The following is a 21,892-nucleotide window of genomic DNA, read 5'->3' on the forward strand; positions in this document are numbered from 1 at the left end:
CACGCGCAGGCATGGTCGATCGTCGCCGATCAATCGAAACCGACCACGCGGCGCGCGATCAACACGCCAGGAAATCACAAAGCATCATGACGGCCACGCGCAACGCACGCCTCGACACCGCGCCCGCAACTTCAGCGCGCGGCACGGAAGTCGAACGCGATTTCGAATTCACATCGGCGGATTTCGCCCGCATTCGCGAGCTGATTCATCGCCGCGCGGGCATCTCGCTGTCCGATCACAAGCGCGACATGGCGTACAGCCGTCTCGCACGCCGTCTGCGCGCCTGTGGTCTCGACACGTTCCGCCAGTATCTCGATCGTCTCGAATCGAACGATGACAACGCCGAGTGGGAAGCCTTCACGAACGCGCTGACGACCAACCTCACGGCCTTCTTCCGCGAGTCGCATCACTTTCCGATTCTCGCGGATTTCGCCAAACGCCGTCAGCAGCCGATGAGCGTGTGGTGTTCGGCGGCATCGACGGGTGAAGAGCCGTATTCGATCGCGATGACGCTGATCGAAGCGCTCGGCGATCACGCCGCGCGTCAGTGCACGGTATTCGCCAGCGATATCGACAGTCAGGTGTTGGCGAAAGCCGAAGCAGGCGTCTACTCGCTCGATCAGGTCAAGACGCTTTCGGTGGATCGGCTGAAGCGCTTCTTCCTCAAAGGCACCGGCTCGCACGCGGGCCTGGTGAAAGTGCGCCCCGAACTGCGCGCGATGGTGAACTTCGGCCGCGTGAATCTGACCGATGCGCGTTACGACATCAAAGGTCCGTTCGACGCCATTTTCTGCCGCAACGTGATGATCTACTTCGACAAGCCGACGCAAGGTCAAGTGCTGTCGCGCTTCGAACCGCTGATGAAGCCGGGCGCGCTGCTGTTCGCCGGTCATTCGGAGAACTTCACGTATGTGACGCAGGCGTTCAGATTGCGCGGCCAGACCGTGTATGAACTGACACGCGATTCGAAGAGCACGACCACGGCCAGGCGTGCGCTCGCAGGAGAAGTCGCATGAGCGCGCTGCCGATCGCATCGAACCTGTATTTCGATAATCACTTCAAGAAGCCGGGCGTAAAGCTGTTGCCCAACGAGTTCTACATGACGAGCGAAGACATGGTGCTCGTGACCGTGCTCGGCTCGTGCGTGGCGGCGTGCATCAACGACCGCACCGCGGGCATCGGCGGAATGAATCATTTCATGTTGCCCGATGACGGCGCCGACGCGTCGCACGCTACTTCGGATTCCATGCGCTACGGCTCGTACGCGATGGAAGTGCTGATCAACGAACTCATCAAGCGCGGCGGACGCCGTGAGCGTTTCGAAGCCAAGGTGTTCGGCGGCGGCGCGGTGTTGGCGGGCATGACGACCATCAATATCGGCGATCGCAATTCGGAATTTGTGCGGCGCTATCTGGCGCTGGAAAAGATTCGCATCGTCGCCGAGGACTTGCAGGGCATGCATCCGCGCAAGGTCGCTTTCATGCCGCGTTCCGGTCAGGTGATGGTCAAGAAGTTGATGACGCAGCAAGACCCGGTCGTGATCGAGCGTGAAGCCGCGCTCGTGCAGCGTACGCCGGAACAGCGCGCAGAGAGGCTCGCGAAAGCGCGGGCGCGCGTCGAATTGTTTTCCAACAACGCAACCGCGAAGCCGCGTGCGGAACTCTTCACTGCGCAGCCTAAGCCGCGCGTCGAAATGTTCAAGCCGCGCGGCATAAGAACCGCGGAGGAAGCATGAGCACAGGAAACAAAATCAAGGTGCTGTGCGTCGATGATTCGGCGCTGGTGCGCAGCCTGATGACCGAGATCATCAACTCGCAGCCCGATATGCACGTGTGCGCCACCGCGCCCGATCCGCTCGTTGCGCGTGAACTCATCAAGCTGCATAACCCGGATGTGCTGACGCTCGATGTCGAAATGCCGCGTATGGACGGCCTCGACTTCCTCGAAAAGCTGATGCGCCTCCGGCCGATGCCGGTGGTGATGGTGTCGTCGCTGACGGAGCGCGGCAATGAAATCACGTTGCGCGCGCTGGAACTCGGCGCGGTCGATTTCGTGACCAAGCCGAAAGTCGGCATCCGCGACGGCATGCTCGATTACGCATCGCTGCTGGCGGACAAAGTGCGCGCGGCATCGCGGGCGCGCGTGAAGCAGAGCACGCATGCGGCGAGCGCATCGGCACACGCCGCGCAGGACGTGCACAAGCCGACGCCGCATCTGAACAACCCGTTGCTATCGACGGAAAAGCTGGTGATCGTCGGGGCATCGACGGGTGGCACGGAAGCGATCCGCGAAGTGCTCACGCCGCTGCCGCCCGATGCGCCCGCTGTCTTGATCGCGCAGCACATGCCGCCGGGATTCACGAAATCGTTCGCGCAGCGCCTGAACGGGCTGTGCCGCATCACGGTGAAGGAAGCGGAGCACGGCGAGCGCGTCTTGCCGGGTCATGCGTATATCGCGCCTGGGCATTCGCATTTGCTGCTGGCGCGCAGCGGGGCGAACTACGTCGCGCATCTGTCGGATGCCGCGCCGGTGAACCGGCATCGGCCATCAGTCGATGTGCTGTTCCGCTCGGCCGCCACACATGCGGGCAAGAACGCGATCGGCGTGATTCTCACCGGCATGGGCCGCGACGGCGCGGCTGGCTTGCTGGAAATGCAGAACGCGGGCGCATACACGTTCGCGCAGGACGAAGCGAGTTGCGTGGTGTTCGGCATGCCGCGCGAAGCAATTGCAATGGGGGGCGCGAGCGAAATCGCGCCGCTGTCGGAAATGAGCCGTCGCGTGATGACGCGGCTGGCATCGATGGGCGAACGCGTTCAGCGCGTCTGAAATCTTTAAGTTACGCGGCATCGCCGCATTGAATGGAACACACGGGAGCAGCAATGGACAAGAACATGAAAATCCTCATCGTCGATGACTTCCCGACGATGCGCCGTATCGTGCGCAACCTGCTCAAGGAGCTGGGTTACACGAACGTCGACGAAGCGGAAGACGGCGCAGCGGGTCTTGCGCGCCTGCGCGGCGGCGGCTTCGATTTCGTGATCTCCGACTGGAACATGCCGAACCTCGACGGTCTCGCGATGCTCCAGCAAATCCGCGCCGACGCGACCATGTCGCATCTGCCGGTGCTGATGGTGACGGCGGAATCGAAGAAGGAAAACATCATCGCGGCGGCGCAGGCCGGCGCGAACGGTTATGTCGTGAAGCCATTCACGGCTGCGACGCTCGACGAGAAGGTCACCAAGATTCTCGAGAAGATGGCTAAAGCGGGGAGCTGATCTTGAACGATCTGACCTCCGAACTGGCCGCCGCCGTCGCCGATATGGAAGGCGATCAATCGAGCGATCGCATTCTCGCGCGCATCGGGCAACTCACGCGCACGCTGCGTGATTCGATGCGCGAACTCGGCCTCGACAAGCAACTGGAAGCGGCCGCGCAAGCCGTCCCCGACGCGCGCGATCGCCTGAAGTACGTCGCGACGATGACCGAGCAGGCCGCCGAACGCGCGCTCAACGCGATCGAAAAAGCCCAGCCGCTTCAGGAAGCGATGCAGCGTGAAGCGCAGTCGCTGGAAGCGCGCTGGTCGCAATGGTATGGCGAGCCGCTGCCGCAGGGCGAAGCGGGCCAACTGCTGGCCGAGACGCGCACGTTTTTGCAGAGCGTGCCGGAACGCACGCAAGCGACGCACGCGCAACTGATGGAAATCATGCTTGCGCAGGATTTTCAGGATCTCACCGGTCAAGTCATCAAAAAGATCACCGACGTGGTGTATCTCATCGAACAGCAGTTGCTGGGCGTGCTGCTGGAGAACATCGCGCCGGAGCGGCGGGAGCAGTTCGCGGCATCGGCGGCGGCGCTGATGTCGGCGAGCGGCAGCCCGGAAAGCCTGCTGAACGGTCCGCAGATCAATCCGGAAGGCAAGAGCGACGTGGTGCAGGATCAGTCGCAAGTGGACGATCTGCTGGCGAGCCTCGGCTTCTGACGGCGCGTGCCGTTTTAGGCGCTTGCAGGCTGCGACGACCCGCAAATCAAGCAACGCGATGTGCATGCAAATGCGCATCGCGTTTTTTGTGGAAATTTGCGAACGTTAGGACTATTCCGCTTGGCTGGCATACTAGTGCATTCGCATGGAGAAATAATGCGAACCAAGCGGTGACAGATCTGTCAGTTGAACGTCAGAATTCGGATGCACAGTTTTTAACGCATTCGGTTAAAAACCGATCGGAGAGGCCCAGTGAAGGCAATGAAGCAGCCCCGTAACGGGCATCGGATTAAAGCGTTGGCGATGCTCGCCAGCGCGATCGGCGCGTGCGTGGCGATGCCCGCGTTCGCCGTCCTCGGCGGTGCGCCTTCCAGCGCGCCCGAAGGCGCAGTGGCGACAAGCAAGGCTGTCGTGCGCGCGGCGGCGGCGTCTGGGGCATCGACGACGGCCACGAAGGCCGCGAATTACTCGGTCAACACGACCACGTACGCCAGCGGCACCACCGTCAACGAATACACGGGCAGCGACGGCACGGTCTTCGGCATCGCCTGGAAAGGGCCGCGCGTGCCCGATCTCGCCACCTTGCTCGGAACCTATTTCCCGCAGTATCAGCAGGGCCTGAAGGCGCAGCGCGTCGCGCGCGGCGGGCGCGGGCCGGTGAGCGTGCAGGACTCGGGCCTCGTGGTCCAGTCGAGCGGCCATATGGGCTCGTTCGCGGGCAATGCGTACCTGCCTCAAGCGTTGCCGGCGGGCGTTTCCGCCAGCGACATTCAGTAAGCGACCGGAGAATCCTGCATGCGTGTATCGACTTCAGGCGCTTCGGTGTCTTCACTTTCTCGCTGGTTCGGCGCGCTTTTGCTCGCGCTGATGCTCGCCGCGTGCGGCGGTGGCGGCGACAACAATTCCAGTTCCAGCTCGGGCGGATCGTCGTCCGGCGGCAGTTCGGGCGGCTCGGGCGGTTCGTCCGGCGGCAGCAGCGGCGGAACCAGCACGGCCAACGCGCAGCCCAGCGCCCCCAACGGCACGAACGCCGTGCCGATTTCGGTCAATGCGGGCGCGGCGGGCTTCGTCAACATTCCGAATGTATCGGTGACGGTGTGCGCGCCGGGGACGTCGGTGTGTCAGACCATCAACAATATTCAGCTCGATACGGCGTCCTTCGGTCTGCGTATTCTCAGCTCGGCGGCCACGGGCGTGCTCGGCAACCTGCCGAACACCAAGGCATCGAATGGCGGGCAACTTGCCGAATGTGCGGGCTTCGCGGACGGTTATACGTGGGGCACGGTGCGCACGGCGGACGTGAAGATGGGCACCGAAGTGGCATCGAACGTGCCGGTGCAGATCATCGGCGACCTGTCATCGACGTCAGCGCCGACCGGGGCGAACGGCTGTCCTTCGGGCAACGATGAAAACACGCTCGGCGATATCGGCGCGAACGGTATTCTCGGCGTCGGATCGGCGACGTACGACTGCGGTTCGTCGTGCGCCAGCACCGCGCAAAACGCGATGTACTTCTCCTGCACCAACGGCGCGAATTGCACGGGCGTCGCCGTGCCGCTCGCGCAGCAGGTGACCAATCCGGTCACGAAGTTCGCCTCCGACAACAACGGCGTGATCGTGCAGTTGCCGCCCGTCGCGGATACCGGCTCGGCCAGCGCCAGCGGCACGCTGATATTCGGCATCGGCACGCAAAGCAATAACACGCTGACCGGCGTAACCAAGTACGGCACCGACGGCTACGGCGACCTGACCGGCAGCTACAAAGGCACGGCGAATCAGACCTTCTTCGACACCGGATCGAACGGCAACTTCTTCCAGGACAGCTTCACGCTCTGTTCGAGCACGAGCGCGTTCTATTGCCCGAGTTCGGAGCAGTCGTTGTCGGCGGTCATTACGGGCGTGACTTCGAACACCAACAGCGTGACGGTGCCGTTCTCGCTGGTAAGCGCTCGCACGCTGACGTCGGGCGGCGGGAAGTACGCGTTCAACAGCCTTGGCGGGCAGTTGGGCATGACCGGCTACTTCGACTTCGGTCTGCCGTTCTTCTTCGGCCGTCACGTGTATGTCGGCTATGACGTGCAGGGAAGCTCGCCTTACGTGGCGTTCTGATTTTCTGCTTTGGATGTAGATAGAAAAACCGGCTGCGTTTTGCGACGCAGCCGGTTTTTTTATGGGCGTTTATTCTTTTATTCGCTCGCGCGAGGCTTGCGCGGCGCGCGCTCGAACGCGAAGTCGTAGAGCCAGCGAGGCAGCACATGCAGCGCCATGCCGACGATACGCATCTGCCACGGAAACGTCGCGTATCGCACTTTCTGGGCGATGGCGTTGGCGACCTTGGCGGCGAAGCGGTCGGCGTTCATAAGGAAGGGCATCGGATACGGATTGTGCGCGGTCATTTCCGATCGCACATAGCCCGGCGCGATGGTCACCACGGAAATGCCCTGCGGCCGCATTTCCACCCGCAACGATTCCAGATACTTCGCCGCCGCCGATTTCGACGCGCTGTACGCGCCCGATCCCGGCAGCCCGCGCACGCCCGCGACGCTCGCCAAACCGACCAGCGTGCCGCTCCGCGATGCGCGCATCGACTCGATGAACGGCTCGAAGGTCGCGACCATGCCGAAGTAATTGACGTCCATGACCGCGCGGAAGGCGTTCAGATCACCGTGGCCGGTGAGCGCGCCCTGACTGATGCCCGCGTTCGCGATCACGATATCCGCGCCGCCATGCTGCGCGATAAAGCTGCGTGCGGCATCGGCGAGCGCGTCGGCGTCGCGGACATCGGCGGGGTAGATCGAAACGGAGGATTGGGGAAAGCGTGCGGCGAATGCCGCGAGAGAATCGGCGCGTCGGGCGACGAGGCCGAGCACGGCCCCGCGCTTCACATACTCTTCGGCCAGCGCCAGGCCGATCCCGCTGGACGCGCCGGTGATGAAAACTCTGAGCGGAGTTGCAGTCATGCCGGCGCGTGCGTCATTACATCTTTTTGTCGCGAACTTGCTGGACCAGGAAGTCCATCACTTGCGTGGTGCCTTGCAGGCTGTTGGTCTGCGCCGGGCCGGTCACGTACTTGCCCTGCACGACAACCGTCGGCACGCCGTCGATCTTGTAGTCCTGAAGCATCTTGTTGTCGCGCTGGATATCGCTCTGAATCGAGAACGAGTTATACGCGTCCAGATACTTCTTCTTGTCGATACCCTGCGTGGCGAGGAAGTCCGCCTGCGCCTGCGGCGTCAGCAGATAGTTCTTCTTCACGTGGATTTCGTTGAACACGGCCGGCGTGACCTTCTCCGCGACGCCCAGCGCCACCAGCGCGTGATACATCTTCGAATGCGGGACGAAGTCGTCACGGAAAGCCACCGGAACCCGCTTGAACACGACGTCCGGACCTTGCTTCTTCTCCCATGCTTCCAGAACCGGTTCGAATTCGTTGCAGTGCGGGCAGCCGTACCAGAAGAACTCGATCACTTCGACCTTGCCCGCAGGCGCGCCGACCGGCTGCGGCGCTTGCAGCACCGTGTAGTCCTTGCCAGCGGCGGGCGCTGCCGGCGGTGCATTGGCCGCGCTCGCAACGCACAACGACGCGGCAGCGATGCCAAGGGAAAGAGCGACGGCGCTAAACAGTTTTTTCATGATTAAAGGGGATGCAAAGGAGGTCCATAAGTGGGACATACGACGCTTAAGCCTGGCTTAAAGGCAGTGGACGATGAAGGCTTTCCCGCTCATGTCCACTACCCGGAACGCCGCCCGCGTATTCCTTGTGCTTACTGCTTGGAGAAACGGATCACTGCGGTATCGACACCCGCATCCGACAGACGCTGACGCGCCGTGTTCATCTCTTCGAACTTCGCGAACGGACCAACACGGACGCGGTAATACGTCACCCCGCCTGCATCACGCTGCGTCACTTTCGATTCGAAGCCCTGAAAGCCCAGACGCGCACGCTGCTGTTCGGCATCCTGCTGCGTCTTGTATGCACCGACTTGCAGGTAATAACCGGTGTTCACATCGCCGGGAGCGGGCGGGTTGGTCTTGGCGGTCGCATTCGGCTGCGAGCCGTTCTTCGGCGCGGAAGCGTTGGCGCTGCTGGTCGCGGCAGGCGCGCTGGCCTGATTCTTCGCCGTATTCTTCGATTCCGAAGCCGCGTTGCCTGAAGGCGGCACTTCGACAATCTGCGGTTCGTCCAGCATGCCCGACGACTGCGATTGATTGCTGCTCTGGCCCGGCGCGGTGTTCGGCGGCGTGGGCTGCGCGGCTTGCGGCACGGCCTGACCCGGCGTCTTGCCTTGAAGCGGGCGGTTCGGATCGTAAGGCTGAGCGGACGAGGAGGACTGCGATGCCGAATTGTCCGAAGGCGGCGGTGTGACCTTTGCCACGAACGGCGTGGGCGCGCGCGTGATGTACAGCGCGACGATCACCGCGATCGCGAGGCCGACGATCAGGCCCAGCACGATGCCGATAAAGGTGCCCCCGGTTTGCTTCGACTGCTTGCCCTGGCTAGTTGTGCGGCGTGGTTTTGCCATCGTATGAATAACCTGCGAAAAGTCTTCGAGTTGGCCGACGATTATAGCTGCGCGACAAGGCAAGCCCGCGCCATGACGCCGTTCGCGCACGCCGAAACGTTGCGCGAAAACGGCATAGCATGAGATTTACATTTTTTGCGGAGCCGACACGCCGATGGTCGCAAGCCCGTTCTCCAGCGCCTGACGCGTGGCCGCCAGCAGCGCGATGCGCGCGTTGCGCTCGAGCGCTTCGTCCACCAGCACGCGCTCGGCATTGTAGAACGAGTGAAATTCACCGGCGAGATCGCGCAGATAGAACGCGACCGCGTGCGGTGCGAGTTCATCGGCGGCGTGCGACAGCATTTCCGGATACTCGGCGAGCTTGTTGAGCAGCGCCATCGCGCGGTCGCTGGACAGCGGCGAGAGGTCGGCCTTCGCGGCTTGCGCGAGATCGCCGGCGTAGCGCTCCTTCCAGTCGTTCAGAATCGTGCAGATGCGCGCGTGCGCGTATTGCACGTAGTACACCGGATTCTCGTCGTTCTGCTTGAGCGCTAGGTCGATATCGAACGTGAACTCGGTGTCGGCTTTACGCGAGATCAGGAAGAAGCGCACGGCATCGCGGCCGCGACGGATGGTGTCTTCATCGATCTGATCTGGCGCGGTCTCGTGGCCCGGCGCGAGTCCGCCCGACCATTCGATCAGATCGCGCACCGTGACATAGCTGCCCGCACGCTTGGAAATTTTCACTTCCTGACCGTTGCGCATAACGGTGACCATCTTGTGCAGCACGTAGTCGGGATAACCCTTCGGAATGCCGATTCCCAGGCCTTGCAAACCCGCCCGCACCCGCGCGATGGTCCCGTGATGGTCCGAACCCTGCACGTTGATGACCTTGGTGAAGCCGCGCTGGAACTTGGTGACGTGATAAGCCACGTCCGGCACGAAGTACGTGTACGTGCCATCGGACTTGCGCATGACACGATCCTTGTCGTCGCCGTCGTCGGTGGTGCGCAGCCACAGCGCGTTTTCCTGCTCGTAGGTCTTGCCTGCATCGATCAGGGCGCTCACGGTCTGATCGACGCGGCCTTCCTTGTAGAGCGACGACTCCAGATAGAACTGATCGAACTTCACGCCGAACGCGGTCAGATCCAGATCCTGTTCGTGACGCAGATACGCGACCGCGAAGTGGCGAATGGCTTCGAGATCTTCGACGTCACCCTTGCCCTTGACCGGCTCGCCGTCTTTGGCGGCGACGGTCGCGCCCGCCATGTAGTCACGCGCGATATCCGCGATGTACTCGCCGTTGTACGCGGCTTCCGGCCATTGCGGATCATCGGGCGTGAGGCCGCGCGCGCGCAGTTGTGTGGACGTGGCGAGGTTGTTGATCTGCACGCCCGCGTCGTTGTAGTAAAACTCGCGGTGCACATCGTAGCCTTGCGTGGCGAGCAAATTCGACAGCGCGTCGCCGAGCGCGGCCTGACGGCCGTGGCCCACGTGGAGCGGACCCGTCGGATTCGCCGATACGAACTCGACCAGCACCTGCTTGCCTGCATCGCGCGTCGATTGTCCGTATGCTGCGCCTTCGCTGAGCACGGCCGGGATCACGTCTTGCTTCGCCGATGCCGCGAGACGCAGATTGATGAAGCCCGGACCCGCCACTTCCGCGCCCTCGACCAGACCCTTCGCGGAAGGATGGCCGAGCACCGCATCGACGATCTGCTGAGCGAGCTGACGCGGATTCGCGCGCAGCGGCTTGGCGAGCTGCATCGCGACGTTGGACGCGACGTCGCCGTGCGCGGCGACTTTCGGTCGTTCGAGCACGATGGTCGGCGAAACGAAAGCGGCTTCGGTCGCACCTTGCGTGGCTTGCGCGACCTGCTTGACCGCGTCGGAGAGGAGCGTTTCCAGAGTTTCTTTGTGTGCGGGCAGCATGCTGATTCTGATCTAGTAGAACGTGATGACTACGCGGTGATTACGCGATGTCTAAGTGATATCACGATTTTAGCAGGGTGCTAGACTGTCAAAAGATGGTTCAGGGCAGCAAGGATCGGCTCATCGGCGCGTCTCACACAAAGACCAGTTGTCATCCAACATAAGGAAAAGGACCTTCCATCATGCTGATCACATTCAAAAGTCCCGCTACGCCGGACGTCATGATGCTCGACAATCTCGCTGAGTATCTGCTGGGTATCATCGGCAAGCATCTCACCGAACGGGGCGTCATTACGGTCGATGAAATGCCCGGCGCGATTCAGAAACTCGAAGCCGCCGTCAGCACCGACAAGCAAAAGCGTGCCGAAGGCGACGGTCACTTCCACGAAGGCGAGGAAGGGCACGAGCCGCACGAGATTCCGATTGGCCTGGCGCAGCGCGCGTATCCGTTTCTCGACATGCTGCGACTCGCGCATAAAGAGAACAAAGATATTCTCTGGGGCGTTTGACGCTGGCTTGGCGGTCGCGAAAACAAAAGCCCGCATCGTTCGACGATGCGGGCTTTTTTGTCCGACGAAATAACGCGGTGAAGCAACGCCGTGACGTTTGCTGCTTACTGCGACTGACCGCTTTCCGGCTTGGCGGGTTGAGCTGGCGTTCTCGGCTTCTTGGGTTTCTTCGGTTTCTTCTTGTGCTCCGACTGCGGCGGCGAATACGACGACGCCTGAGTGGAACTGGCCTGCGCAAAGGCGGCCGAACTCGATGCCACGAGCACAGCCGCGGCGATCGCTGCGGATACGGCGGACGTCATCTTCTTCATGCGACTTTCTCCGTGACGGATTGAGTGCGTGGCCGTCCTCGTGACGGCTTATCGCGGAGACAGTCTACGGAAATCAAAAAATTCCCGCCGATAGCGTGTGTTTTTTTCGATATCACGTTGGCGATATGTTGCTTACACGCGATTTAGCGTAGAGGCGCGAGCGCGCGCTCCGCGTCCTTCGTGCTGATGGCCATGCGCTCCGCGAAACTCGCCACCTGATCGTCACCGATCTTGCCGACCGAAAAGTACGTGCTGTCCGGATGCGCGAGATAAAAGCCCGACACGCTGGCGGCCGGCAGCATCGCCAAAGATTCGGTGAGCGTCATGCCGATCTCGCCTGCCTGAAGCACTTCGAACATATCGTTTTTCACTAGATGGTCCGGACATGCCGGATAACCCGGCGCAGGCCGAATGCCGACGTACTTCTCGGCGATCAGCGCGTCGTTATCGAGCGATTCGTTGGCCGCGTATCCCCACAATTCGCGGCGCACGCGCGCGTGCAGCGCTTCGGCGAAGGCTTCCGCGAAACGATCGGCGAGCGCCTTGAGCATGATCGCGCTGTAGTCGTCGTGATCGTCTTCGAACTGGCGTTCCTTTTTATCGACGCCCAGACCCGCCGTCACCGCGAACATGCCGATATAGTCAGCCACGCCCGAATCCTTCGGCGCGATGAAATCCGCCAGCGACCGGTTCGGGCGCATCACGCCATCGACGACCGGACGCACGCTTTGCTGACGCAGATTGCGCCAGGTCATGGCCACTTGCGTGCGCGACTCGTCCGTATAAATTTCGATGTCGTCATCGTTCACGGTGTTGGCGGGCAAGAGCGTAATGACGCCATTTGCCGTGAGCCAGCGGCCCTGAATGATGCGCGAGAGCATCGACTTGCCGTCCGAGAACACGCGACGCGCACTTTCACCGACGATTTCATCGTTGAGAATGGCCGGGTAGGGACCGGCGAGATCCCAGGTCTGGAAGAACGGCGCCCAGTCGATGTAATTCGCCAGTTCGGCCAGATCGTAGTTCTTGATCACGCGACGGCCGATAAAGCTCGGCTTCTTCGGCGTGTACGCGCTCCAGTCGATCTTCGTTTTGTTGGCGCGCGCCTCGGCGTACGTGACCATCGGCTGCGCCTTTTTGTTGGCGTGCTGATCGCGGATGCGGTCGTAATCGGTCTTCAGGTCATCGAGATACTTCGCCGCGCCTTCGTCCGACAACAAACTCGACGCCACCGACACCGAACGCGATGCATCCGGCACATACACGACCGGTCCTTCGTAGTGCGGCGCGATTTTCACGGCGGTGTGCACGCGCGACGTGGTTGCGCCGCCGATAAGTAGCGGCGTTTGCTTGCCACGGAAATATTCGTCGCGCTGCATTTCGGAGGCGACGTAAGCCATCTCTTCGAGACTCGGCGTAATCAGCCCCGACAAGCCGATGATATCCGCGCCTTCTTCCTTCGCCTTCTGAAGGATGGTCGCGCAGGGCACCATCACGCCCATATTGACCACTTCGAAGTTATTGCACTGAAGCACGACCGAGACGATGTTCTTGCCGATATCGTGCACATCGCCCTTGACGGTCGCGATCACGATCTTGCCCTTCGAGCGCACATCCGCGCCCGCTTCGGCGAGCCGCTTCTTCTCTTCTTCGATAAACGGAATCAGATGCGCGACCGCCTGCTTCATCACACGCGCCGACTTCACGACTTGTGGCAGGAACATCTTGCCCTGCCCGAACAGATCGCCGACGACGTTCATGCCGTCCATCAGCGGCCCTTCGATCACGTTGATCGGACGCCCGCCGGCGGCATCGATCTTCTGGCGCACCTCTTCCGTATCTTCGACGATAAAGTTAGTAATCCCATGCACCAGCGCGTGCGAGAGGCGCGCTTCGACCGGCTGATTGCGCCATTCGAGATTCTCTTCCTTCTTGGCCGCGCCAGTTTTGAATTTATCGGCGACTTCGAGCAGACGATCCGTACCGTCTTCACGACGATTCAGCACCACGTCTTCCACTTTCTCGCGCAGTTCGGCATCGAGATCGGCATACACGCCGAGTTGTCCCGCGTTGACGATGCCCATATCCATGCCCGCCTGAATCGCGTGATACAGGAACACGGTATGGATGGCTTCGCGCACCGGATCATTGCCCCGGAACGAGAACGACACGTTCGATACACCGCCGCTGATCTTCGCGTGCGGCAGATTCTGTTTGATCCAGCGCGTCGCGTTGATGAAATCGACCGCGTAGTTGTTGTGCTCTTCGATGCCCGTTGCGATGGCGAAGATATTCGGGTCGAAGATGATGTCTTCGGGCGGGAAGCCGACTTCGTTCACCAGTATCTCGTAGGAGCGTTTGCAGATTTCGGTCTTGCGCTCGAAGGTATCGGCCTGGCCTTTTTCGTCGAACGCCATCACGACCGATGCCGCGCCGTATCGGCGGATCAGTTTGGCGTGGTGAAGGAACTGCTCCTTGCCTTCCTTGAGCGAGATCGAATTGACGATCGCCTTGCCTTGCACGCACTTCAGGCCCGCTTCGATCACTTCCCACTTCGACGAGTCGATCATGATCGGCACGCGCGCGATATCCGGCTCGGACGCGATCAGATTCAGAAAGCGCACCATCGCGGCTTTCGAATCGAGCATGGCTTCGTCCATGTTGATATCGATAACCTGCGCGCCGTTTTCCACTTGCTGGCGCGCGACGGCGAGCGCTTCATCGAACTGGCCGTTCAGGATCATGCGCGCGAACGCCTTCGAGCCGGTCACGTTCGTGCGCTCGCCGACGTTGATAAACAGCGAGCCGTCGGTGACGTTGAAGGGCTCGAGGCCGGAGAGACGCATCGTGTGATCGGTCATGTTTTTTCTCTTGTTCGATGTCAGGCCGCGTCGCGGTATTGCGAGGGAAACTTGCGCGGCTTCACATCCGCCAGCGCCTTGGCAATCTCCGCAATATGCTCCGGTGTCGTGCCACAGCAACCACCCGCGAGATTCACCAATCCAGCCGTCGCGAATTCCTTCAGCAATCCCGACGTTACGTCCGGCGTTTCATCGAAGCCCGTATCGCTCATAGGGTTCGGCAGGCCGGCGTTCGGATAGCACGACACGAACGTGTCGCAGAGCTTCGAAAGTTCGGCGATGTAAGGCCGCATCAGCGCAGCGCCCAGCGCGCAGTTCAATCCAAACGTCAGCGGCCGCGCATGACGCAGCGAATTCCAGAACGCTTCCACCGTTTGCCCCGACAGAATGCGGCCCGATGCATCCGTGACCGTGCCGGAAATCATGATCGGCAACAGCTCGCCGGTGTCATCGAACAATTGGTCCAAAGCAAACAACGCGGCTTTTGCGTTCAACGTGTCGAAGATGGTTTCGACGAGGAACAGATCGCAGCCCGCATCCATCAGCGCTTTGGCTTGTTCGTAGTACGCATCGCGCAATTCGTCGAAGGTGACGTTGCGCGCGCCGGGATCGTTCACGTCGGGGGAAATGCTCGCGGTTTTCGGCGTCGGTCCGATCGCGCCCGCGACGAAACGCGGCTTGTCGGGCGTCGAATACTTGTCGCAGGCTTCGCGCGCCAGCTTCGCCGACTCGATATTCATCTCCGCCGACAAGTCTTCCATGCCGTAGTCGGCCTGCGCCACACGCGTCGCGCCGAATGTATTCGTTTCCAGAATGTCCGCGCCTGCCGCGAGGTATTGCTCGTGAATTTCGCGGATCACCTGCGGCTGCGTGAGCGACAGCAATTCGTTGTTGCCTTTGATATCGCGTCCGTAGTCCGCAAAGCGCTCGCCGCGATACGCCGCTTCGTCGAGCTTGTAGCGCTGGATCATCGTGCCCATCGCGCCGTCGAGGATCAGGATGCGCTGTTGCAGCAGCGCAGGGAGCGCGGCGCCGCGCGTATAGGCGCGCGCGGGAGCTTTCGAATTGGCGGTCGGGTTCATGGCGGACGGACCTTGTGACGCGTGTGTGAAATAGTCTGGCATTGTAGCCGGACCACGATAGCGCCGCCGCGCGTGGCGGTGCGCGCCAAAAAATAACCCCGCCGTGAAGGCGGGGTGCGTGGATGTCGCCGTGACGGACGGCGGCGAGCCGTCCGCGCGTTGCTGCGTTAGTGAAGCACGACCGGTTGATTCATCAAGATATCGAACTGACCGAGGAATTCGTCCACATCTTCGAGCGACGGTTCTTCTTCGATCAGCTTCTGCACATGCTCCCGAAACTTCGCGGCGAGCGCACCGTCGATGAAAATCTCCCGTTGCGTGTTTTTATCGACGATCTCGTAGCCGCCCGACATCATCGCGAGATGGTTGTCTTGCGGCGGAAACTCGACGACGCAGTAGTTCGGGCTGTTGTAGATCATTTGCATGGCGACACTCCTTATTCCTGTTTGCTCCGTGGCAATCTGCTGCCTAGATGGAGCGATCGGGTGGGAATTCAAGGGGTGGCCTCGACGTAATGCCTGGGGTATCGAGGCTTATTTGTCAAATATTCTCAAACCGCGTTGTGCAAAAACCCATCCAATAATGCGCTGAAGCGCTGCGACTGCTCGACTGGACTCAGGTGCGCGGCATCGAGTGATTGGAATTGCGCGCCCTTCACCGTATCGGCGATCACCTTCGACTGAGCAGGTGTCGTGCCACTGTCGCGTTCGCCTGCGACAACCAGCGTGCGTGCATCGATGGACGCGAGTTTGTCGCGCGCATCGAAACGACTCACTGCAACAGCCGCGCGTGCGAAACCCTCGGGTGACGTACGCGCAATCGTTTCGCCGATCTGCTCGACGACTTCCGGATGTGCCTTCCGGAATTCTGGCGTGAGCCATCGTTCGAGCGTTGGATCCACGATACTCGCAGCGCCGTTTTCGCGCACGGATTCCGCACGCTGCGCAAAGGTTGGCCGTGCGTCTTCGGGGATGAACGCGGGTGCGCCGACGACGGTCAGCGAATCGACCTTGTCGGCGTGATTCGCCGCAAAGGTCTGCGCAACCATTCCGCCGATCGATAAACCGACCACGTGCGTCGAAGGCGCGCCGAGTTTGTCGAGCAACTCCGAAAGATCGTCGGACAGATCGTCGATGGTGAAGTCGTCGGGCGATACCGTGGTGCCGCCATGACCGCGCAGGTCGTAGCGTAAAACGGTGAACTTGTGCCGAAAGTAGCCGGCCATCTGGTCCCACACGGAGTGGTCGCCAGCGAGTTGATGGATGAAGGTCAGCCAGGGACCGCCGCCTTCGTTGTCGAGTACATAACGCGTGTCGATGCGATTGATCGTCAACTGCATATCGGCTCCGTAGAGAATGCGGTTCGCGATGCCTTGCATGGCGCATTGCCGCACTTTTCGCCGCTTTCTACGGTACCGGTCTGGTGTGACAAATCACCGGCATTACGGTCGAAGCGGCGCGGGCGCGGCAGGCGCGGATTCTTCAGACGCAGCTTGCGTGCCAGCCTCCTCGCCTTGCTGCGACGCGCCAGGCGGCTGGAGTTTGCCCGCCCAGAGCAGTTCGATTTGCATTCCGTTCGGTTCGGTTTGAAGAATTCGCACCGGCAGCCAGCCGAGCGATGGCGCGAGCCAGATATCGAGTTTTCGCTTGTCGCCTTCGCGGCGTGGCAGGCGCGTGAAGTGGCGTGCCGTGGTAAATCCGCCGCGCGTTTGCACGGATTCGTCGCCGACGGTTTCGATCGGCCAGATTTCGTTGCTGTCGTTGTCCGCGACACTGAACTGGCGTGTGACGCCCGGCTTGTACTTGTCGGGTGCGCCGCGCACGAGGCTGGCGAGTTGCATCACCACGCTGAAGCGATCCTGCGCGCCGTCCGCGAGCGGCTGCGACTGCGGCGTTTTCGTGTAGACGATCTGCTTGTTTTCGCGATTGAAGATGGCGATATCGGCGGCGCGGCGGCCGCGTTGTTCCGAGTACTGCTCCGGCGCGATACCGAAGCCATCGATATGGCCTTTGCTCGAATACACGTACGGTCCGACAAAGGGCAGCGGGATCGATACGACCATCTCGTAGTGCTGGCCATCGTTGGACCAGTGGATCGTGCCGGTCTGATTCATCATGCCGTTGACGAGCGTGTCGTAACGCAGTTCGCCGGCGGGCGGGACGCTGAATTTATCGCCGGATTCCTTGGCTGCTGGCGGTTGAGCCGGCGCGGGAGCCGATGCTGCTGCTTGTGCTGCTGACGTCGCGCTTGCGGCGGGTTCTGCGGGTGCCGCGGTTTCCGCAGGCGCAGTTGCGTTCGCGTCGGGCATTTTCGCGCTCAATACCGGTTCTGCTTTCGCGGGCCTGCGCGCGACGGGCTTCGGCGGCGCGGGCTTTACAGGAACCGGAGCAGGCGCAGGCGGCTGTGGCGCAGGCTGCGCAATCGGCTTCGGCGTCAGCAATTCCACCTGCACAGGCGGCGGTTCGACCTTCGTTTCATTCGATGGCAAACGCGCACGGTCGATCCACCGCATCGCGCTGAAATGCAATATGGCGACGATCAGGATCGCGAGCGCCCATCGCCACCAGCGGCGCGGCGGCGTGGATTGATCGGAACCGCTATCGGGTGAAGGGCGGTGGAACGGGAATAACGACATCGGCTGGAGAAAAGGCGTAATGCGCGTAACTGTTACGTTACGGAACACTCGGAACGTTTAGGACACGCGCGGACGGAACGATGTTCCTCAGCGCTCGCCCGCCTTATACCCCAATTCGTACGATAGCCCGCTCGCGCATTCGCGTAATGCGGAATCGATTACACCGCCCCAGCGCGTATCGAACGAGCCTTCGTGACCGAGCGCGATCAGTCCGATGGCCAGATCGCCGGTCGAATCGAAAACAGGCATGCAGAACGCATGAATGGTCGGCAGCAGCATGCCTTCGACGCGCGCCGCGCCGTGTTCGCGCACTTCGGTGAATAGCGGCTCGACATCGGCGAGTGTCTTGCGCAGGGCGGCGAGTTCGCGATCGAGCATCGCCTGCGTCTTGCTGCGCGGCAGATACGCGGCGTACAGCAAACCGGTGGCCGAAGTAAGCAGCGGCATCACATCGCCCAATTTGAGCGATGCCTTCGCCGGGTGACTCGACTCCATCCAGTGCACCACCGTCGGCCCCTGATTACCCCAAACGGCGATACCGACCGTGATATCCATGCGATCGCGCAATTCGGCAAGCGCCAGACGCGCGAGCTTCACGCCATCGACACGTGCGAGCCGCGCGAGTCCCATCTGCAACGCGAAGCCGCCAAGCTCGTAACGCCCCGACACCGGATCCTGCGACGCCAGCCCGAGCCTCACAAAACTCACCAGATACCGATGCGCCTTCGCCGGACTCATGCCCGCGCGCTGCGCCAGATCGCGCAGCATCATGGCGCGCGGCTCGTTGGTCAGGACATCAAGCAGTTTGAAGCCGACTTCGATCGACTGTATGCCGGAGCGCGTTTTCTCTTCGGTGGCGTCATTGATGTCGTCGTCGTCGTTCTCGATGGTCTGCATGAAAATGTGTGCAAAAGGCTTATGCCGTTCGGCTGAGTCGTCGGGCGGGATTCACCATCGTAAAATACATTTCCTCCAACGTCACTGACTGCTCCATGAAGCTCGCAACCCTGAAGGACGGCACGCGCGACGGCCAACTCGTCGTCGTCTCGCGCGATTTGCGCACGGCCGCCATTGCCGATCAGATCGTCTCCACGCTGCAACGCGCGCTGGACGACTGGACCTTCTACGCGCCGCAACTCATCGAGCTATATGAAGCGCTGAACCAGGGCCGCGCGCGCAACACCTTTTCCTTCGATGCCAAAGCCTGCATGGCGCCATTGCCTCGCGCCTATCAATGGGCGGACGGCTCGTCCTATGTGAATCACGTCGAACTGGTTCGACGAGCGCGCGGCGCGGAAATGCCGCCCGAATTCTGGACCGATCCGCTGATGTACCAAGGCGGCAGCGACGACTTTATCGGACCGACGGACGATATCGTGTGCGCGACGGAATCGTATGGCATCGACTTCGAGGCGGAAGTCGCGGTGATTACGTCGGACGTGGATATGGCGTCCACGCCCGACGAAGCCTTGCGGCAAGTGCGCCTGCTGATGCTCGTCAACGATGTCTCGCTGCGCAATCTCATTCCCGCCGAACTCGCGAAAGGTTTCGGCTTCTTCCAGAGCAAGCCCGCGACGGCGTTCTCGCCGGTCGCCGTCACGCCCGACGAACTCGGCGATGCCTGGCGCGAAGGCCGCGTGCATCGGCCGATGATCGTGCATTGGAACGGCAAGAAGGTCGGCCAGCCGGATTGCGGCACGGACATGGTGTTTCACTTCGGCCAGTTGATCGCGCATGCGTCGAAGACGCGCAATCTGCGCGCGGGGTCCATCGTCGGTTCGGGCACGATCTCGAACAAGGACGCGAAGCGCGGGTATTGCTGTATCGCGGAGAAGCGCTGCCTGGAAACCATCGAACACGGCGCGGCGCAGACCGAATTCATGAAGTTCGGCGACAGCGTGAAAATCGAAATGTTCGATGAAGACGGCAAGTCCATCTTCGGCGCGATCGATCAGGCGGTTCTGCAGCCGGAGTACTGAAGGAAGTACTGAGTCGCCCGAATCGCGGTAAGAACGCAGCCGCCTTACACTTGCCGCGATGAAAATAACAAGGAGACATCGATGGTTGCAGGCGGCAAGTTTCTGATCGCGGCGATGCTGGCGTTGTCGGCATCGACATCGGCGTTTGCGCAGCAGGCGCAGCACGTGAAAATCGGCCTGGTGTTGTCGCTCACGGGACCGGCGGCATCGCTCGGCATTCCCGCGCGCGACACGGTGGCGCTGCTGCCGAAGGAAATGGGCGGCAAGCCCGTCGATTACATCGTGCTGGATGATGCTTCCGACACCACGCAGGCCGTGCAGACCACCAAGAAGCTGATCAGCGAAGATCAGGTCGATGCGATTATCGGATCGTCCATCACGCCGAACTCGCTGGCCATGATCGATGTCGTCGCGCAAGGGCAGACGCCAATGATCTCGCTGGCGTCATCGGCGAAGATTATCGAACCGGTGGATGACAAGCGCCGCTGGGTCTTCAAGACGCCACAGACCGACGCGATGATGGCATCCGCGATCATCGAACATGCGAGCAATCATGGCGTGAAGACGCTGGCGTATATCGGTCAGGCGGATGCGCTCGGCGAGACGTTCTACGCCGAAGTCGCCAAGTTCGCGCAGTTGCACAAGATCGACGTGGTGGCGAACGAGCGCTTCAATCGCACTGATCCCAGCGTGACCGGGCAGATTCTCAAGATCCTCGCCGCAAAGCCGGACGCGGTCGTAGTCGGCGCGGCCGGCACGCCCGCCGCGTTGCCGCCAAAGACGCTCGCCCAGCGAGGATTCAAAGGCAAGGTCTATCACAACCACGGCGTAGGCAATCGCGACTTCCTGCGCGTGTGCGGCGCGGATTGCAACGGCACCTTCCTGCCGACAAGTCCCGTGCTCGTTGCCGCGCAGTTGCCCGACGATCATCCCGCCAAACGCCTCGCGCTCGACTACATCAAACTGTACGAGGCGAAGCAGGGCGCGGGTTCGGTGTCGGCGTTCGGCTCGTATGCGTGGGACGCGGGCATGTTGCTCAACCGCGCCGCGCCGATCGCGATGAAAGCGGGCGCGCCCGGCACGCCCGCGTTCCGTGCAGCCCTGCGCGACGCGCTCGAAGGCACGAAGAATTTCGCGGATACCAACGGGCAGGTCAACATGTCGCCCAACGATCACATCGGCCTCGATCAACGCGCGCGCGTGATGGTCGAGATTCGCGACGGCAAGTGGGTTTATCAGCCGCGCTGACAATTTGTGCGAGAGAACATGAGCGATCTTTCGATGTACTCGGGCTATCAATCGCTCGAACTGCGCCGTCATCCGCATGGCGTGCTGGAAGTGGTGATGAACGGTGCGGGCGCGAACAAGAGCGGCCTCTCTACCGCCGATGCCAATATGCATCGCGAACTCGCGGAAATCTGGCGCGATATCGACCGTGATCCTGAAACGCGCGTCGCGCTGATCCGCGGCGAAGGCAAGGGATTTTCGGCGGGCGGCGATCTCGGTCTGGTCGAAGACATGGCGAATGACTTCGATGTGCGTGCACGCGTGTGGCGCGAAGCCCGTGACCTCGTGTACAACGTAATCAATTGCAGCAAGCCGATCGTTTCCGCGATGCACGGCCCGGCGGTCGGCGCGGGGCTGGTCGCGGGTTTGCTGGCCGATGTCTCGATCGCGTCTAAATCGGCGCGCATCATCGACGGGCATACGCGGCTCGGCGTCGCGGCGGGCGATCACGCGGCGATCGTGTGGCCGCTGCTGTGTGGCATGGCGAAGGCCAAGTACTATCTGCTGCTGTGCGAGCCGGTGAGCGGCGAGGAAGCGGAGCGTATCGGACTGGTGTCGCTGGCAGTGGATGAGAACGAATTGCTGCCGAAGGCGATGGACGTGGCGAATCGTCTGGCGCACGGTTCGCAAACGGCAATACGCTGGACCAAGTACGCGTTGAACAACTGGCTGCGCTCAGCCGGGCCGACTTTCGATACATCGCTCGCGCTGGAATTCATGGGCTTCGCCGGGCCGGACGTACACGAAGGCATGCGTTCGCTGCGCGAGCGGCGCGCGCCGGATTTTCCCGGCGGTTCGCCGTTCTGAACACG

22 protein-coding genes are annotated in these 21,892 nt (G+C 61.6%); 11 read left to right on the top strand and 11 right to left on the bottom strand.

What is annotated here, in order from left to right:
- Positions 1 to 86 precede the first annotated feature (86 nt).
- The 7 genes from P7F28_RS32210 to P7F28_RS32240 all read left to right on the top strand — a co-directional run bounded on the left by P7F28_RS32210 (position 87) and on the right by P7F28_RS32240 (position 6,091).
- On the top strand, positions 87 to 1,016 hold the full coding sequence (locus P7F28_RS32210; RefSeq protein ID WP_277189336.1) for a CheR family methyltransferase: 930 nt from the start codon (positions 87 to 89) through the stop codon (positions 1,014 to 1,016).
- Complete coding sequence (gene cheD, locus P7F28_RS32215) at positions 1,013 to 1,735, top strand: chemoreceptor glutamine deamidase CheD (RefSeq protein WP_277189337.1); 723 nt, start codon at positions 1,013 to 1,015, stop codon at positions 1,733 to 1,735. Before P7F28_RS32210 ends, cheD begins: the two co-directional genes overlap by 4 nt.
- On the top strand, positions 1,732 to 2,829 hold the full coding sequence (locus tag P7F28_RS32220) for a chemotaxis response regulator protein-glutamate methylesterase (protein ID WP_277189338.1): 1,098 nt from the start codon (positions 1,732 to 1,734) through the stop codon (positions 2,827 to 2,829). The genes cheD and P7F28_RS32220 overlap by 4 nt, the downstream gene beginning before the upstream one ends.
- 53 nt (positions 2,830 to 2,882) lie before the next feature.
- Positions 2,883 to 3,278, top strand: coding sequence for a chemotaxis response regulator CheY (gene cheY / locus P7F28_RS32225; protein WP_277189339.1), 396 nt, complete (start codon positions 2,883 to 2,885; stop codon positions 3,276 to 3,278).
- A gap of 44 nt (positions 3,279 to 3,322) precedes the next feature.
- Positions 3,323 to 3,982, top strand: a complete 660-nt coding sequence (gene cheZ / locus P7F28_RS32230; protein WP_277189514.1) for a protein phosphatase CheZ — start codon at positions 3,323 to 3,325, stop codon at positions 3,980 to 3,982.
- A 261-nt stretch (positions 3,983 to 4,243) separates the two neighbouring features.
- The gene (locus P7F28_RS32235; RefSeq protein WP_306806114.1) at positions 4,244 to 4,759 is read left to right on the top strand and encodes a DUF2844 domain-containing protein; all 516 of its coding nucleotides are present in this window, start codon (positions 4,244 to 4,246) and stop codon (positions 4,757 to 4,759) included.
- Positions 4,760 to 4,777: 18 nt separating this feature from the next.
- The gene (locus P7F28_RS32240; RefSeq protein ID WP_370467451.1) at positions 4,778 to 6,091 is read left to right on the top strand and encodes a DUF3443 domain-containing protein; all 1,314 of its coding nucleotides are present in this window, start codon (positions 4,778 to 4,780) and stop codon (positions 6,089 to 6,091) included.
- Positions 6,092 to 6,168: 77 nt separating this feature from the next.
- On the opposite strand, the gene P7F28_RS32245 is transcribed toward P7F28_RS32240, so the two are convergent.
- The 4 genes from P7F28_RS32245 to argS all read right to left on the bottom strand — a co-directional run bounded on the left by P7F28_RS32245 (position 6,169) and on the right by argS (position 10,416).
- A complete protein-coding gene (locus P7F28_RS32245; RefSeq protein ID WP_277189341.1) occupies positions 6,169 to 6,942 on the bottom strand; it encodes an SDR family oxidoreductase in 774 nt (257 codons plus the stop codon).
- Positions 6,943 to 6,958: 16 nt separating this feature from the next.
- On the bottom strand, positions 6,959 to 7,615 hold the full coding sequence (locus tag P7F28_RS32250; RefSeq protein ID WP_277189342.1) for a thiol:disulfide interchange protein DsbA/DsbL: 657 nt from the start codon (positions 7,613 to 7,615) through the stop codon (positions 6,959 to 6,961).
- Positions 7,616 to 7,746: 131 nt separating this feature from the next.
- Complete coding sequence (locus P7F28_RS32255; protein ID WP_277189343.1) at positions 7,747 to 8,505, bottom strand: SPOR domain-containing protein; 759 nt, start codon at positions 8,503 to 8,505, stop codon at positions 7,747 to 7,749.
- Between the two features lie 126 nt (positions 8,506 to 8,631).
- The gene (gene argS, locus P7F28_RS32260; protein ID WP_277189344.1) at positions 8,632 to 10,416 is read right to left on the bottom strand and encodes an arginine--tRNA ligase; all 1,785 of its coding nucleotides are present in this window, start codon (positions 10,414 to 10,416) and stop codon (positions 8,632 to 8,634) included.
- 182 nt (positions 10,417 to 10,598) lie between these two features.
- Between argS and P7F28_RS32265 the strand changes: the two genes are divergently transcribed.
- Positions 10,599 to 10,925 carry a DUF1840 domain-containing protein gene (locus P7F28_RS32265; RefSeq protein ID WP_277189346.1) on the top strand — a complete coding sequence of 109 codons (327 nt, stop codon included), beginning with the start codon at positions 10,599 to 10,601 and terminating at the stop codon, positions 10,923 to 10,925.
- Between the two features lie 104 nt (positions 10,926 to 11,029).
- On the opposite strand, the gene P7F28_RS32270 is transcribed toward P7F28_RS32265, so the two are convergent.
- The 7 genes from P7F28_RS32270 to P7F28_RS32300 all read right to left on the bottom strand — a co-directional run bounded on the left by P7F28_RS32270 (position 11,030) and on the right by P7F28_RS32300 (position 18,711).
- Positions 11,030 to 11,236, bottom strand: coding sequence for a hypothetical protein (locus tag P7F28_RS32270; protein ID WP_277189347.1), 207 nt, complete (start codon positions 11,234 to 11,236; stop codon positions 11,030 to 11,032).
- 143 nt (positions 11,237 to 11,379) lie between these two features.
- Positions 11,380 to 14,121 (bottom strand): methionine synthase, encoded by a 2,742-nt coding sequence (gene metH / locus P7F28_RS32275; protein ID WP_277189517.1) that lies wholly within the window; start codon positions 14,119 to 14,121, stop codon positions 11,380 to 11,382.
- Entirely contained in the window at positions 14,118 to 15,179 is a 1,062-nt protein-coding gene (locus P7F28_RS32280) for a homocysteine S-methyltransferase family protein (RefSeq protein WP_277189348.1), read from the bottom strand. Before P7F28_RS32280 ends, metH begins: the two co-directional genes overlap by 4 nt.
- A 167-nt stretch (positions 15,180 to 15,346) precedes the next feature.
- The gene (locus P7F28_RS32285) at positions 15,347 to 15,604 is read right to left on the bottom strand and encodes a DUF3567 domain-containing protein (protein ID WP_244826831.1); all 258 of its coding nucleotides are present in this window, start codon (positions 15,602 to 15,604) and stop codon (positions 15,347 to 15,349) included.
- A gap of 125 nt (positions 15,605 to 15,729) precedes the next feature.
- Positions 15,730 to 16,518 (bottom strand): alpha/beta fold hydrolase, encoded by a 789-nt coding sequence (locus P7F28_RS32290; protein ID WP_277189518.1) that lies wholly within the window; start codon positions 16,516 to 16,518, stop codon positions 15,730 to 15,732.
- A gap of 102 nt (positions 16,519 to 16,620) precedes the next feature.
- Entirely contained in the window at positions 16,621 to 17,814 is a 1,194-nt protein-coding gene (locus P7F28_RS32295; RefSeq protein ID WP_277189349.1) for a DUF3108 domain-containing protein, read from the bottom strand.
- Positions 17,815 to 17,901: 87 nt separating this feature from the next.
- Positions 17,902 to 18,711 carry an IclR family transcriptional regulator gene (locus P7F28_RS32300; protein ID WP_277189350.1) on the bottom strand — a complete coding sequence of 270 codons (810 nt, stop codon included), beginning with the start codon at positions 18,709 to 18,711 and terminating at the stop codon, positions 17,902 to 17,904.
- Positions 18,712 to 18,806: 95 nt separating this feature from the next.
- On the opposite strand from P7F28_RS32300, the gene P7F28_RS32305 reads away from it, so the two are divergent.
- The 3 genes from P7F28_RS32305 to P7F28_RS32315 all read left to right on the top strand — a co-directional run bounded on the left by P7F28_RS32305 (position 18,807) and on the right by P7F28_RS32315 (position 21,887).
- Positions 18,807 to 19,793 carry a fumarylacetoacetate hydrolase family protein gene (locus P7F28_RS32305; RefSeq protein ID WP_277189351.1) on the top strand — a complete coding sequence of 329 codons (987 nt, stop codon included), beginning with the start codon at positions 18,807 to 18,809 and terminating at the stop codon, positions 19,791 to 19,793.
- An 81-nt stretch (positions 19,794 to 19,874) separates the two neighbouring features.
- On the top strand, positions 19,875 to 21,041 hold the full coding sequence (locus tag P7F28_RS32310) for an ABC transporter substrate-binding protein (RefSeq protein WP_370467452.1): 1,167 nt from the start codon (positions 19,875 to 19,877) through the stop codon (positions 21,039 to 21,041).
- 18 nt (positions 21,042 to 21,059) lie between these two features.
- Positions 21,060 to 21,887 carry an enoyl-CoA hydratase/isomerase family protein gene (locus P7F28_RS32315; RefSeq protein WP_277189352.1) on the top strand — a complete coding sequence of 276 codons (828 nt, stop codon included), beginning with the start codon at positions 21,060 to 21,062 and terminating at the stop codon, positions 21,885 to 21,887.
- Positions 21,888 to 21,892 lie beyond the last annotated feature (5 nt).

It is taken from the genome of Caballeronia sp. BR00000012568055, from assembly GCF_029439455.1.
Classification (GTDB): domain Bacteria; phylum Pseudomonadota; class Gammaproteobacteria; order Burkholderiales; family Burkholderiaceae; genus Caballeronia.

What these genes read in the sequence shown, in the direction of transcription:
- P7F28_RS32305 (WP_277189351.1), top strand. Translation starts at nt 18,807, where the DNA reads ATGAAGCTCGCAACCCTGAAGGACGGCACGCGCGACGGCCAACTCGTC.
- P7F28_RS32270 (WP_277189347.1), bottom strand. Translation starts at nt 11,236, where the DNA reads ATGAAGAAGATGACGTCCGCCGTATCCGCAGCGATCGCCGCGGCTGTG.
- cheZ (WP_277189514.1), top strand. Translation starts at nt 3,323, where the DNA reads ATGGAAGGCGATCAATCGAGCGATCGCATTCTCGCGCGCATCGGGCAA.
- P7F28_RS32300 (WP_277189350.1), bottom strand. Translation starts at nt 18,711, where the DNA reads ATGCAGACCATCGAGAACGACGACGACGACATCAATGACGCCACCGAA.
- P7F28_RS32285 (WP_244826831.1), bottom strand. Translation starts at nt 15,604, where the DNA reads ATGCAAATGATCTACAACAGCCCGAACTACTGCGTCGTCGAGTTTCCG.
- P7F28_RS32280 (WP_277189348.1), bottom strand. Translation starts at nt 15,179, where the DNA reads ATGAACCCGACCGCCAATTCGAAAGCTCCCGCGCGCGCCTATACGCGC.
- P7F28_RS32245 (WP_277189341.1), bottom strand. Translation starts at nt 6,942, where the DNA reads ATGACTGCAACTCCGCTCAGAGTTTTCATCACCGGCGCGTCCAGCGGG.
- P7F28_RS32220 (WP_277189338.1), top strand. Translation starts at nt 1,732, where the DNA reads ATGAGCACAGGAAACAAAATCAAGGTGCTGTGCGTCGATGATTCGGCG.
- P7F28_RS32310 (WP_370467452.1), top strand. Translation starts at nt 19,875, where the DNA reads ATGGTTGCAGGCGGCAAGTTTCTGATCGCGGCGATGCTGGCGTTGTCG.
- P7F28_RS32315 (WP_277189352.1), top strand. Translation starts at nt 21,060, where the DNA reads ATGAGCGATCTTTCGATGTACTCGGGCTATCAATCGCTCGAACTGCGC.
- P7F28_RS32295 (WP_277189349.1), bottom strand. Translation starts at nt 17,814, where the DNA reads ATGTCGTTATTCCCGTTCCACCGCCCTTCACCCGATAGCGGTTCCGAT.
- P7F28_RS32290 (WP_277189518.1), bottom strand. Translation starts at nt 16,518, where the DNA reads ATGCAGTTGACGATCAATCGCATCGACACGCGTTATGTACTCGACAAC.
- argS (WP_277189344.1), bottom strand. Translation starts at nt 10,416, where the DNA reads ATGCTGCCCGCACACAAAGAAACTCTGGAAACGCTCCTCTCCGACGCG.
- P7F28_RS32250 (WP_277189342.1), bottom strand. Translation starts at nt 7,615, where the DNA reads ATGAAAAAACTGTTTAGCGCCGTCGCTCTTTCCCTTGGCATCGCTGCC.
- cheD (WP_277189337.1), top strand. Translation starts at nt 1,013, where the DNA reads ATGAGCGCGCTGCCGATCGCATCGAACCTGTATTTCGATAATCACTTC.
- P7F28_RS32210 (WP_277189336.1), top strand. Translation starts at nt 87, where the DNA reads ATGACGGCCACGCGCAACGCACGCCTCGACACCGCGCCCGCAACTTCA.
- P7F28_RS32265 (WP_277189346.1), top strand. Translation starts at nt 10,599, where the DNA reads ATGCTGATCACATTCAAAAGTCCCGCTACGCCGGACGTCATGATGCTC.
- P7F28_RS32235 (WP_306806114.1), top strand. Translation starts at nt 4,244, where the DNA reads ATGAAGCAGCCCCGTAACGGGCATCGGATTAAAGCGTTGGCGATGCTC.
- cheY (WP_277189339.1), top strand. Translation starts at nt 2,883, where the DNA reads ATGGACAAGAACATGAAAATCCTCATCGTCGATGACTTCCCGACGATG.
- P7F28_RS32255 (WP_277189343.1), bottom strand. Translation starts at nt 8,505, where the DNA reads ATGGCAAAACCACGCCGCACAACTAGCCAGGGCAAGCAGTCGAAGCAA.
- P7F28_RS32240 (WP_370467451.1), top strand. Translation starts at nt 4,778, where the DNA reads ATGCGTGTATCGACTTCAGGCGCTTCGGTGTCTTCACTTTCTCGCTGG.